General features: G+C 41.7%; 9 protein-coding genes and 1 pseudogene. 2 read left to right on the forward strand and 8 right to left on the reverse strand.

Translation table 11 applies throughout. The features are described from left to right. Window positions 1–355: 355 nt before the first annotated feature. Entirely contained in the window at window positions 356–1024 is a 669-nt protein-coding gene (locus RMY16_RS20175; protein ID WP_322737904.1) for a cadmium resistance transporter, read from the reverse strand. A gap of 356 nt (window positions 1025–1380) precedes the next feature. On the opposite strand from RMY16_RS20175, the gene RMY16_RS20180 reads away from it, so the two are divergent. Further along, complete coding sequence (locus RMY16_RS20180; protein ID WP_322737905.1) at window positions 1381–2658, forward strand: sulfonate ABC transporter substrate-binding protein; 1278 nt, start codon at window positions 1381–1383, stop codon at window positions 2656–2658. A gap of 153 nt (window positions 2659–2811) precedes the next feature. On the opposite strand, the gene RMY16_RS20185 is transcribed toward RMY16_RS20180, so the two are convergent. Then, window positions 2812–3549 (reverse strand): SDR family oxidoreductase, encoded by a 738-nt coding sequence (locus tag RMY16_RS20185; protein ID WP_322737906.1) that lies wholly within the window; start codon window positions 3547–3549, stop codon window positions 2812–2814. 219 nt (window positions 3550–3768) lie between these two features. Next, the gene (locus RMY16_RS20190; RefSeq protein ID WP_322737907.1) at window positions 3769–4434 is read right to left on the reverse strand and encodes a phosphoribosyltransferase; all 666 of its coding nucleotides are present in this window, start codon (window positions 4432–4434) and stop codon (window positions 3769–3771) included. 804 nt (window positions 4435–5238) lie between these two features. Here RMY16_RS20190 and RMY16_RS20195 point away from each other — a divergent pair. Next, window positions 5239–5742, forward strand: coding sequence for a hypothetical protein (locus RMY16_RS20195; RefSeq protein WP_322737908.1), 504 nt, complete (start codon window positions 5239–5241; stop codon window positions 5740–5742). 191 nt (window positions 5743–5933) lie between these two features. On the opposite strand, the pseudogene RMY16_RS20200 reads toward RMY16_RS20195, so the two are convergent. The 5 genes and pseudogenes from RMY16_RS20200 to RMY16_RS20220 all read right to left on the reverse strand — a co-directional run. Next, a pseudogene (locus RMY16_RS20200) lies at window positions 5934–6130 on the reverse strand (transposase); the annotation flags it as partial. Between the two features lie 665 nt (window positions 6131–6795). Then, a complete protein-coding gene (locus RMY16_RS20205; RefSeq protein WP_322737909.1) occupies window positions 6796–7845 on the reverse strand; it encodes a cyanophycinase in 1050 nt (349 codons plus the stop codon). 331 nt (window positions 7846–8176) lie between these two features. Beyond that, on the reverse strand, window positions 8177–8311 hold the full coding sequence (locus tag RMY16_RS20210) for a hypothetical protein (RefSeq protein ID WP_322737910.1): 135 nt from the start codon (window positions 8309–8311) through the stop codon (window positions 8177–8179). A 75-nt stretch (window positions 8312–8386) separates the two neighbouring features. After that, window positions 8387–9574, reverse strand: a complete 1188-nt coding sequence (locus tag RMY16_RS20215) for a glycosyltransferase family 4 protein (RefSeq protein ID WP_322737911.1) — start codon at window positions 9572–9574, stop codon at window positions 8387–8389. A gap of 214 nt (window positions 9575–9788) precedes the next feature. Continuing rightward, window positions 9789–12464 (reverse strand): PAS domain S-box protein, encoded by a 2676-nt coding sequence (locus RMY16_RS20220; protein ID WP_322737912.1) that lies wholly within the window; start codon window positions 12462–12464, stop codon window positions 9789–9791. Window positions 12465–12633 lie beyond the last annotated feature (169 nt).

Consider the following 12633-nt stretch of genomic DNA (forward strand, 5'->3'; position numbering starts at 1 on the left):
TTTCAAGACTTTGAGCAATCAACACTGTCCTAATCTGTGTGACTACGGCTATACTAATACCAAAATATATAGTGAAGAATTTAATAGCCCTGGTGTTGAGGTTTGTAGTTGCGTAAATGTCCGCTCATTTCAGTTCATCCTTTGCGTCATTTGGCTCAAATATTAGAATATAATTTGCATCACGAAGATTCGCAATGACCGCATCATAGTAAATATTAAAATGTCCTATAAAAGTTCTCTGGCGGCTATCATCCGCAGGGATCTGAAGTGATTCATAGCTACTTTTCAAAGGTTAATCACCAGAACACCTTCAATATTTAATAATTTAAAGATAAAAACCGTTAAATTTTCTTTGTCAAGTTTTTGGTAAAAAAAGACGGTAGGATTCGCTGTCTAACAGAATTCTGAAACCCAGCCACATCAGCACGAAGGGGAAAATCTTGCGAGCATAACGGCTGAGTACCAAAGCAATACCAGGTAGACGAGTTAAATTATAGGACGTAAACAGCCAGCAGCAAACAATGAAATAGCAAACTGGTACGATTACAGTGAGATTTTGGATTGAGCTAGTGGCAAACAGGGGGATATAGATCCCAAGATTGTTGCCACCGTTAGAAATTGTTACTGAGGAGACGCGATAGGTTTGGGGATCGCGGATTAAGTCCCAAAGCGATCGCTTTCTGGAATCAAATCCTTTAAATTTAGAGTTTCTTTTTAGATTAGCTGACTTATCTTCGTCTGAATCATCCTTATTCAAGTTGAACAAATTGTTCAAGCCAATGAGTATCGGCAGAATTCCCAGTAAACCTGTCCAAGTTGACGGAATTGCTAGACCGAGTAAGAAACCAAGTAAACTTACAATTACTAATGCCGTGAATCCTATAATTTCACCAACCACAACGTGCTGAGGACGAAAAGTCCGATTAACCTCACTGAAGAAAGCAGTCAGATAAATATTGTCGTCAAACGTTGTCGCCACAGCAGTAGCTAGCCCGATCTTAATTGTTGCAATTAACCAATCCATCACCATTCCTCACTCAACACCTATCTCATGAACGACACTAGCGATCGCTCAACCTTTGTAATCAGCCCTACAATATCGAGAAATATTGACGCGAGTTTCGCGAATCGGGTATGACTCGACTTCTTATTTCTTCAACTTAGTTATTTATCGTACAAAATTACACAGTAAAACTACCCGTAGTGGGAATAATGCGTTACGCTGCACTTTTCTTAAATGCTTTAGGCCATACACGCCCTACAAATAAAAGATTTGCATAAGTCCTAATAATATATAAATAGCCCCAAAAAGTCTAACATTCTGGCTGTATTCTCGTATATAAGCCGCCATTCATTGCAAGCATCAACAAAGGAGTCATTATGATTAGCCGTTTGATTGATTTTGTGCGTAGATGCACAGGTCAAAATATCTTACGGTCGCTCAGATCAGCCACTCGGAGATCGGCTACCTACAGGTTTGCAGTTCGATTTTGCCTGGGACTTGTCTCGATTTTGGTTTTGACTCTAATTTTTGACAGTTATGCTGTTGCCGCTTCTGAATCTGGCAATCAGCTTTCCACTCTCGTGAATCAGTTTAAACTACCCAAAAGCTCCATAATTCAGTTACTGGAAGCTGTGGGACTGTTTATGGGGGGGATAATTTTCTGTGTAGTTTTGGATCGCTGGTTTTCTAACCGTCCCGATCGCTCTAGCAATACGCCCTTAGCAGAGCAAGCACGGCGACTCAAGCAACTCAAAATAGGATATCCAGAGGGAATGACAAATCTGGAAGTTCTCCGCGCTCAAGGCTTGCTCGAAACGCGTTTGCAACCTTATGGGCTGAGTGTCACCTGGACAAGTTTTTTATCAGCCTCTTCTCTGATAGAAGCACTCAGCAACGGGACGATTGACTTCTGTGGTGGCGGTGGTACGGCCAGCATCTTTTCTCAAGCGGCGGATCACGTATTTGTGCGGGTGGCTAAGGAAAAATATACCGCTCCCAAAGGTCAAGCGATTCTAGTACCAGAAGATTCGCCGATTCAGACGTTGGCTGACCTCAAGGGTAAAAAGATCGCTTTTGACAAAGGCTCAAGCGCCCATTATGTGCTTGTGCGATCGCTGGCAAAAGTCGGCCTCGATTTTAGTGACATTGAACCAGTTTATTTGACACAACCGGAGGCGCTGCCCCGATTCCGCCGAGGTGAAATCGATGCTTGGGTGATTTGGGTTCCCTATACAGCTACTCTTGCCCGAAGCGCTTACCCAGGGCGATCGATTGCAGATTTAGAGAGCATATTTGGTGACAAAGCCTCTGTGGAAGTTCCGACTTATTACTACGCGATTCCAGAGCTAGTACGCGACTATCCCGACCTACTCAAGGTGATTTTAGAAGAGGTAAACGAAGCTGGAGCTTGGGCTAAGAGACAGGAATTAGAAGCGGTTCAACGAATGGCAGAACACCATGAAATCGATCCATCTATTGTCGGAACTTTACAGCAACGTAGCGCCGAACGCGCCATCATCCCGATTGACGACCAATCGCTCACTGCTCTACAGCATCAGGCAAATATATTTAGAGATTTAAATCTGATTCCTGAGCGGGTAAATGTGAAAGATGGAACCTATAGCTTACAGACTAAGCAAAACTGGACTTATTAATCTAACACTGACAATTTAGTAGAGTTTTGCTGACAAATCGTTACGTTTTAAACGCAGAGGGACACAGAGTTTTTTTTAAGCGAAATTCTCTACTCGCGTGTTCAAGATATTGTCTGGCTATCTGAGCCGAATGCTTGCTCTGTAAGCCGAAATTTAAAGTTCTTGACGTGTCGGACGGATGATGATTTCATTCACATCAACATCACTGGGTTGCTCAATGGCGTATGCGATCGCACGGGCAATGGCATCTGCATCAATGGCGATCTCATAAAGTTGATTAATTCCCGCTGCTGTGTCTGTATCGGTAATCGTGTTAGCCAGCTCGGTGGCAACAGCTCCTGGTGAGATATTAGTCGAACGGATTTCACCATTTGACTCTAACCGCAGCCCTTCAGAAATCGCCCGCACTGCGTACTTAGTGGCACAGTAGACTGCTGATCCCGCAAACACCTTATGTCCGGCGACTGACGATAGGTTAATGACGTGACCAGACTTTTGCTGACGCATAATTGGTAACACGGCAGCAATCCCATAAAGGACGCCCTTGATGTTCACATCGATCATCCGATCCCATTCCTCCACCTTTACTTGGTCGAGGGGAGAAAGCGGCATTAACCCGGCATTATTGATTAGCACGTCGATCCGGCTGTATGTACTCAAAGTTTCCTTGGCTAAGGCTTCCACCTGTGCGCGGTCTGCTACATCTGTGACTTGATAGGTTGCAGTCCCTCCTGATTTAGCGATCGCTGCAACCAAATCTTTGAGCCGATCTTCGCGTCTGGCAGCCAGCATCAGTTTAGCTCCACTAGCAGCAAGTCGCTTCGCAGTTGCCTCACCTAACCCACTGCTGGCTCCGGTGATGATTACCACTTTGTTTTGAATCTCAGACATATTTATTGCTGGGGATTATTGAGTATGACTCGTGAAACATGGGTGCTGTTTCAGATGAACTCAGCATTATTTAACCATATCAATTAGTTTGTATACGCGATCGACGTTTTTGTATCGGCAACATAACTAATCCGAACCGCTATCATCACGCCATTTGAGTTCTGTCCCATTAAAACTTCAGTTGGTGAGTTGAAACCATCTCATAAACTGAAATTTTATCTACATACCAAGAGGTATTGCTTCACCGTTCTTTGCCGCTTTTGCGAGTAAGTCACGGACTTCTTCATCGGTAGTTTGAGGAAAGCTTTCGTACCAAAGACCAACGCTCTGAAAAGGGCTGGGTTTGGAGATGCAAACGATTTCGTCTACCTCAGTTTCTAGCTCTTGGCAAGTTTCAGGTGCAGCCACAGGCACAGCAATCACAATCTGAGCAGGTTGCTGTTTTCGCACAGTTACAACAGCAGCCCACATCGTTGCACCAGTGGCTAAACCATCATCTACTAAGATGACTGTACGTCCTTGTAAATCTCTTAAGGGGCGATTTTGGCGATAAAGCCGTTCCCGCCGCTCTAACTCCCGTTCTTCTTGTAGCGCCACTCTGGCAATTACTTCATCGGATATCTTCACCAGGCTGATAATATATTTATTGACTATCCGCACACCACCAGAAGCGATCGCTCCCATCGCTAGTTCTTCTTGATCGGGTACACCCAATTTACGTACCACTAAAACATCTAAGGGGGCATTTAACGTTTTGGCAACTTCAAAGGCGACGGGTACACCACCCCTTGGTAGCCCTAACACCAGAACATCTGGGTCGTTAGCATAAGCGATTAACTCCTTAGCCAAAACTTGACCCGCAAACCTGCGATCTTTAAATAGCATGGTGTAATATTCCTAATTAGTTTTCAAAAAAATAAATAAATATTTACATACATTTGTTATTGGCTATCAACCCCGAACAATGGAGCAATGGAGCAAATTCCAAACTTGTTGTTATAGTTCAGATGTTCTGAACTGATCTTAGAAAGCTAAATATTCCCTGTCCTCCACTAAGGGAGCGACATCTTCAATCCACAGTTCTATCAAACGGGTGAGTTAGCTTTAATCCAACAAGATTTCTGCATCTTGTGTTGAGACTATTTTACTACTCCACACTCAATATCCCTCCCCAGATGGCTTGTTGAGAAGAGACGGTGATACAGTTAACTCTCACTGTAGGGGGTTTACCGCTGTAGGTAACTGGTGTTAGCGTGAAGCAAAGTTATAGTGCGACCACAGGAGAAAAGTGACATGGAAAACCTAATGTTTAAGTAGGGGCGCATTTGAAAACTGCTATAAGTTTTGCCACTTGCTAACATTTACTGTTAGACTTTTGCTGAGTATTTTTTTTACTGGAAACTCAGAAAAAATTACTTACCTCCTAGCAGATGCAAAAATCTATAAAAATCCGGTGATAATTCAATTGTTAATTCTTCGCTTGTCCCCTATTACTGGCATTGTGTTAATATTATCTTTACATTATCTCTCAATTGTGAATATCAGATAATGCACCATCTGCTTGTTCGTTATATAATGCTTAATATTACAGAGACAAGTCATCAAAGTTACCCAATTAACACTTTTGAATAAAAATTAATAGGGTAGAATCACTGAATATGCTTGAAAATAAAAAGAAGGGTGTTTTTAATGATCGGCTTAACCAATTCAGAAAACGGCATAGTTAGCAGCACAGCAGCTACTAAGAGGCTGGCAAGGGCGATGATGGTTTCTGGTGGACAGTTTTCACTCTTATTGGCTTGTTGTAACAGTGTTCAAAAGCAGGAGCAAGTGTTGAATTTGCTAACAGAATTTTCATCAGCAGATATCCACGAAATTTTGCTCTCACCTACTGATGATAAATTATACACAGCTATTAGAAGTAAAATTGGTACTACTCAACCAGAAGCTCTGATGATACGAGGCTTAGAATCTGTAGTGGCAATTAACCAACTTATTATTAGTACCAATATCATGCGAGATGAGTTTCGGAAACAGTTTCACTTTCCTTTAGTCTTGTGGGTCAATGATGAAATTCTGCGTAAGTTAGTTTGGCTAGCACCCGATTTCAAAGACTGGGCAGCTAGTACTATTAGATTTGATGTACCTAATAATCAGTTAATTGAATCTGAACAACAACCCATCAGCGCTTAATATTGCCCGAAATTACTTTCAAAATCTTATATATGCTAGGTTGAGCCGAGCAAAACCGAAGCTCAGGTTCTGTGACATTCTTTTCTAAAATTACTTTTATTTAACCCTCTCTTATCAAAGTGAGCTAAAAGCTCCTGAAAGCTATTTTTAAAATTAGAAGATGGTAGATGTGTCGAGTGTGTTAGTTCAAACGTATTTGCTTTTTTCTTATCCCTTGTCTCATCAATAATTAGTATTATTGGACGACATTGAAGTATATATAATATTAAACCTAATCTTTGCCTCCTTAATTCTTTTACATCCAGGGTGATTCTGGTAAAAAATAGTGTAATGGTTGATGATTATCTAGCCCTACAATTTTCGCGATTTCCGTTAGAGTTTTACGTTCCCGACTCAATAGCAGGGCTGTTTCATTGTCCCAAAGAGCTTTAAAAATCAAGGGTTCTAGCAATTAAAAATTAGACCTCTTGCATAAATCAAAAATAAAGACCTTCACCCCGCATTTGCTAACGCCAACGCTTCCCTCCCCAAAGCATCGCTACGGTGTACACACAAGTCGAAAAAAGCTTGATTTTCCATTGTTTTCTCGTTGATCTCGTTCCCATGAAGAGCATGGGAATGCCTGATTTAGAGGCTCTGCCTCCAGTCAGATATTGAGTCTCTGACTCAATGAATGCATTCCCAGTCTCCGACTGGGAACGAGGAAAAACAGGAAAGTCTTATCAAGCTAGGTTTTTAGGACTTGTGTGTACACCGTAGCCAAAGCATCGGGGAGAGGTTGGAGGTGGGGTATTAGGGACTTTTGCAAGAGACTCCATGAGCTGCGCTCACAAGGAACAATGAAAATGATCTGGGAACGATTTTGCGTTGTTTCAGCCTCTATTTTCAAGGCAGGTCTTATTGATTGTTTTGTTATCAGGGTGCCGATAAAATGAACTATTTTACTGATATTTAAGTGCTTAAATGTTCATCTCATCGTTACTCTGACTTACAATTTCCTCGCTAACGATCTTGACAAATCCTGTTTGAAATAGGATGAATCACCCCTCTCACTCAATAGGGATTTGAATCAATCCGTCCCCTTTTGACACTCCTGAGATAGTACCCAGAAGTTGGTCTGTTTCTTAAGTTGAAGGTGTCGCCACTGCGAACTTTCCAAATTTTGTAATTGGAAAAGGTCAAAGGCTTTCGAGGTTCGCATACTTCTGGCAGATGATTGCCAAGTACAAAGTATGCTGCACCTCTACCCATAACTTTCACTAAACCATTTTTATCCACAAGAACCGACGTACTTTCACTAACCGCTATACCTAAAACACTGCTAGATACACCATCCTTAATTTGACGGGCAATGAAAGTCATAATTCGACCCATTCTTTCCCGTCTGTCAAAGTGTGTATCTACGATAGTTCCCTTCAAATTACTCCAATTGAAAAAATTGTAAGTAAAAGTAATGTCTCGGTAGGGATCTTCGAGTGCGTCTCTAGTTTCAATGCCTTTTTCGGAAGAAGCGCAAGCATCATAGACACAATCACTTTGGATCATTGCACCTGCACTAGTGCCACCAATACCACCTCCCTTCAGGTAAACTGACTTCACGGCAGCCTCAAGTTTGGTATCTTTCCAGTTGCGGATGTATTGACATTGATCCCCGCCAGCAAAGAAAACTACATCAGCATTTCGGATTTTTTCATAAATCTCAGCTTTGTTTGCCTCTTGTCTATCCCTAACCAGAAGAGTTTCCACAAAATTTACGCCCTTCATGGCATAAATTAGCCGATTGTAATCGTGATTACCATTAGTGCGGAGAACTACAACATTAACTTTAGTGCTGGAGTTACTACCTCCCCTAACTTGGTTAATCATCCACTGAATAGCATCATCGACATCGGGGCCTCCTCCACCCAAACTCAAGACTGGACCCGCTAAAGAGGGACGGACATCAAAGGAGCCAGAGGTGGAGGGGCGAACATCAACAGTATCACCCAGGAAGAAGCGTTTCCAGCTTGCAATAAAACGGGTTATTAGGAAGGTTCCCATCTTCAACAACTTGATTCCTGTACTTTTCAAGCGCCTTGCTATGCTTGGGAATGCCTTTGTCATACTAAACTTCTAGAGCAAACTGCAATTATTGCTAGGCTGTGACGCATTTTAATTGCTTATTTATTCGTGAAATTTGTCCTTTGTCATTAGTCATTTATCAGTTGTTGTGAATAACCAATTGACTTAGGACAGTTTTAACGAAAAATGTGCAATTTAGATGCGCACTAGCTTAACTGTGGCACTAGATCGGGTGGAATTTCCAGCGTACAGACCTTGTACTGTTTGTTAACGCAAAATAACGCAGAGTAATCATTAATTCTCTGCGTTACTGTGCAAAAATCTCTACATTGCTTGTAGCGTTTAATTCTGGCCAGATGAAATTTAAAATAGATTAGGTATTGGTTGTCACTGTCCAGATGCTTCCGTAGTTGCTGGGAATAGTTACCCAATATTCTGAACAACTGGCAACGCCGATTAAATTGTTTTCACCATTTAGTTGCAGCAGTACCAGTTGTAAACTTATCAAAGGTTGATTAAGGATTTATGCAAGTTCAAATAAAATTTTAGCTCCCCAACTTCTTGAAGAAATCGGGGAGCTATATTACCAGGGTATTTGCGATCGCTCTTGCACAACTTGCTGATATACTTGCTCTGTTTGCTTGGCGAGTTTCGGCCAGCTAAAGCGGCGCTCTAAATCCTCATAAGCGTTATCCACCAGCCATTGACGATAACCTGGATTTTTCAGCACTTCCAAAATTCCCCAAGCTAAAGAATCGGGATTGTTCACCCAAGTGACAATGCCTGTTTTGGTATGTTGCACTACTTCTGGAAAACCACCAGTATCAGAAACTACTACAGGTACGCGAGAAGCAAAGCTTTCTAAAGCCACAATTCCAAAGGGTTCGTAAAGACTCGGAAAAACCGCACAGTCAGCGACAGTTTGAAATTTATCTAAGTATTCATCGGAGAGAAAACCGGTAAAATAGCAATGATGCCAAATGCCTAAATCCCAGGCTTGGCGCTTGAGATGGTCAGTATTGCCACCACCAACGATTACAAATTTCACGTTACCTCCCATTTCTGAAAGGATTTTGGGTGCGGCATTAAGTAATATAGGTACACCTTTCTCGTAGGTCATACGACCGAGGTAATAAACTATTTTCTCTTCGTCTGCGGCAAATTGGCGGCGAAAATCCAGAGCATGAAAATCTGTATGATGCTGTTTCTTTTCGGCTCGGATACCGTTATAAATGACATCGATTTTGTCCCAAGGACTGTAGAGCGCTCGTTCTACTTCTTGGCGCATATAGTCGCTACAAACAATAATCCGCCACGCATTGTAAGCTAGCAAGATTTCTTTGCCATTTATATAACCTTGGATATCTGTGTGAATACCGTTGTAGCGTCCGTATTCAGTAGCATGAATTGTGGCAATTAGTGGTATTTTAAAATTATGCTTGAGAGCGATCGCAGCATCTGCGACTAACCAATCATGGGCATGAATTAAATCAAAGGGCCCTTCTTCTAAAATCAATTTACCACCGTGATCTCCCATACTCAAGTTGAGATTCACTACCCAGTGGAAAAAGTCGTTACTATATGCCACTGGCACTCGATGTATCTTTACTCCTTCAACAACCTCATACATCGATGCGTGACCAAACTCAGCTGTAATCAGGTGAATTTCATGTCCTAGCTTTACCAGTTCCGGGTACAACTCCGCCACATGTCGCGCAATTCCTCCAATAATCCTTGGTGGAAACTCCCAACTCAGTACCAATATCTTCATCTACTAGACTCCCCAACACTTTATAAATATCTAACAAACTACATTTACCTAAAAATACAAGTCTGGCCAATGTAGTGAGTACTTTTACTAAAATTTTTAGATTTTTTAACAGTGATTTTGTTAAAGGTTATCAACTGTAGGCTAATGATAAAAAGCAAGGTATAGTAATAATTCGTAATCAGAACAATTGAGCCTCCCCTTCGCAACTCAGGTGTCAAGAAGGGACAACGACGGAAACGGCATGAACTCGATCGCGTCCTTGCTGTTTGGCTACATAAAGTGCTTTGTCTGCTGCATTAATCAAGTCTGGCGGCGAAATTTCGCAATTTGGCACAATGCTAACAACGCCTAGACTAACCGTAACACGATCGCACACGCGAGACTGAGCATGGGGAATGGCTAAGTCGCGCACTGCTTGTCGAATAGTTTGCGCTACATAGATTGCTCCTTGAATCTCTGTATTAGGCAGAATGATAGCAAATTCTTCTCCACCGTAACGAGCGACTAAATCGGCTGGACGCTTAACAATATTTTTGAGGGCACTTGCTAATTGCCGCAAACAATCATCCCCTCCTAAATGACCATAAGTATCATTGTAGAGTTTAAAAAAATCGACATCGAACAAAATTAAAGACAGTGACAATTGCTCGCGTTTGAGTCGCTGCCACTCAGTTTCAAGATACTCATCAAATCGGCGGCGATTGGCTATTTGAGTCAAACCATCTAGAGTAGCTAATCTTTGTAATTCTTCATTGGCAGTTTGCACTTGCTGGTAGAGTACTGATTGATGAATAGCGATCGCTACTTGACTAGCCAATTGCTGCAACAAATTCACTTCAAATGCTTGCCAATAACGAGGTGCAGTACACTGGTGAGCAATAAGTAAACCCCACAGATGCTCTTCATTCAAAATCGGCACTATTATAGCCGCCTTAACTTGATAGAGTTGTAATAACTCAAAAACCTCGGCTGAAAAATCAGATTTCTGAATATTATGAAAGACTTTAGGTAATCCTTGGTAATAGTCGCTAAAATCTTGTTTGAGCGAAAATGGATGCATTGTCAGTTCTAATCTCTGAGGATAGTCATCACCCACTGATTTTGCCGCAAAATTCCCACTTCCGTCAGATTGTAACTGATAGATAGCTACGGAATCTGAACCTAAACACTGGCGAATACTATTTACTGTTGTATTCAGAACCTCCTCCAAATTCAGTGATTGCCGAATCTGTTGAGTGACTTCAGTAATTAACCGTTCTCCCTCTGCTTGCTGTCGCAACATCACTTCAGCTTCTTTACGAGTACTAATGTCTTCTACCGAACCAAGAATCTGCGTTGGAGTGCCGTTAGCATCTCTGGTAAATACGACTTCTCGTGTATTTAGCCAACGCCACTCTCCATTTTTGTGTCGGAATCGGTATTCAGTGGAAAGTACTTCATTGTCGTTCAGGTTGACGAAGCGATTCGCTATGTCATTGCAGAGGTATCGGTCGTCTGGATGAAAGCAATTCATGAACCACTGCGGATCTGCGTTACAAAATTCCTCTGGAGAGTAGCCTAAAATATTCACACTTTTCTCGTTAAGATAAATGCTTGTTCCTTTTAAGAGGTCAAATAGATATAAAATATGCGGTACGGTATTAGCAACCTTTTGTAAAAAGTTTTGACTCGAGCGCAATGCCTCTTCAGCTTTGTGGCGTTCCTGAAGCGCTACTTTATATGCAGTAATATCTCGTCCCTCTGAGATCAGTAGGGTAATATACCCAGTTTGATCGAGTATAGGACGCAGTGAGAAATCAATCGCGATCGCTTGACCATCTCTACCTACAATGTCAACTTCATAGCGAATCGATTCACCATTAGCAGCAGATGCGATCGCAGTTTTTAATTGCTCTTGAGTATTTAGAGAAATTCTCCACCACTTTGCTTCCCAAAAAGGCTTGCCAACTACTTCTTCTCGATTAATCCCAGCAAAGTCCAGTGTTGTTTGGTTGATTTCTAATACAATTCCATTTGGCTGAAGCAATCCGATAAACTGAATAGTTTGATTGAAGATCGCCCGAAATTTTTGCTCATTTTCACTTAAAGCTTGTTCTACCAGTTTGCGATCGGTAATATCTCGTCCAACAGATTGAAGTTCTACAATCGCACCTTGGTCATCAAATATCCCTCGAACAATCCACTGCGTCCACCGTACTCCTTGGCAAGCTACAACGCGATTTTCAATTGTGATAACGGGATTTTCTAAGCTAATGGAATTTACCAGACTAAAAACACGTTCTTGGTCTTCCTCAAACACAACAGGTTTGTAGTGCTGACCGATAATTTTGTCTCGCTCCAGTCCAAAAAATCGACGGTAAGCTTCATTGATAAAGGTAAAAGTGCCATCTGGTAAGCCTCTAGCAATCAATTCTGTTTGATCTTCTAGGATGGTACGATAAAGTTCTTCGCTCTCTTGTGCTTGTTTGCGTAAACAAAGCTCGTCATAGACATCGCTAATATCCAATACTAAACCCTGAAGTAGCTGAGTTTGTCCATCGGCACAAAAAACGAGATTGGCTTGGTTTCGTACCCAAATTGTTTTGCCATCGCGCCTAATCATCCGATACTCAATCCTCAAAGGCTCTCCGGTAGCGATTGTAGTATTTACAGCTTGCCAAAGGCGATCGCGATCGTTTGGATGAGTGTAATCTAACCAACTATTGAATAAACCAGAATTCCAATCTTCGGGAGCAATGCCCAATAATTGTTGCAGTTGCGGACTAATATAGGCTTCATTTGCAGTGGTATTAATCGGTGAGATATATACAACGCCCGGAATTTGTTCTACTAGAGTGCGATATTTTCGCTCTGCCTCAGAGAGTTTTTCTTGGGCCTGCTTGCGACTCATGATATTTTGGGTAGTGGTATAAAAGTAGTGATTTTTCTCTTGTCAGTCCTTATCTAGCAAGGGTTTCAGTTTCTGCTATCACTATATATTTACCACTACCTTAGAAAATATACCAACAGCAAGTTACCACTATTTCTGAAAAGATGCTGGAATTTTTCACTTTCCTTGT

The organism is Nostoc sp. DedQUE12b, assembly GCF_034530835.1.
In the GTDB taxonomy this organism is placed as follows: Bacteria; Cyanobacteriota; Cyanobacteriia; order Cyanobacteriales; family Nostocaceae; genus Nostoc.

What these genes read in the sequence shown, in the direction of transcription:
- RMY16_RS20175 (WP_322737904.1), bottom strand. Translation starts at nt 1,024, where the DNA reads ATGGATTGGTTAATTGCAACAATTAAGATCGGGCTAGCTACTGCTGTG.
- RMY16_RS20180 (WP_322737905.1), top strand. Translation starts at nt 1,381, where the DNA reads ATGATTAGCCGTTTGATTGATTTTGTGCGTAGATGCACAGGTCAAAAT.
- RMY16_RS20185 (WP_322737906.1), bottom strand. Translation starts at nt 3,549, where the DNA reads ATGTCTGAGATTCAAAACAAAGTGGTAATCATCACCGGAGCCAGCAGT.
- RMY16_RS20190 (WP_322737907.1), bottom strand. Translation starts at nt 4,434, where the DNA reads ATGCTATTTAAAGATCGCAGGTTTGCGGGTCAAGTTTTGGCTAAGGAG.
- RMY16_RS20195 (WP_322737908.1), top strand. Translation starts at nt 5,239, where the DNA reads ATGATCGGCTTAACCAATTCAGAAAACGGCATAGTTAGCAGCACAGCA.
- RMY16_RS20205 (WP_322737909.1), bottom strand. Translation starts at nt 7,845, where the DNA reads ATGACAAAGGCATTCCCAAGCATAGCAAGGCGCTTGAAAAGTACAGGA.
- RMY16_RS20215 (WP_322737911.1), bottom strand. Translation starts at nt 9,574, where the DNA reads ATGAAGATATTGGTACTGAGTTGGGAGTTTCCACCAAGGATTATTGGA.
- RMY16_RS20220 (WP_322737912.1), bottom strand. Translation starts at nt 12,464, where the DNA reads ATGAGTCGCAAGCAGGCCCAAGAAAAACTCTCTGAGGCAGAGCGAAAA.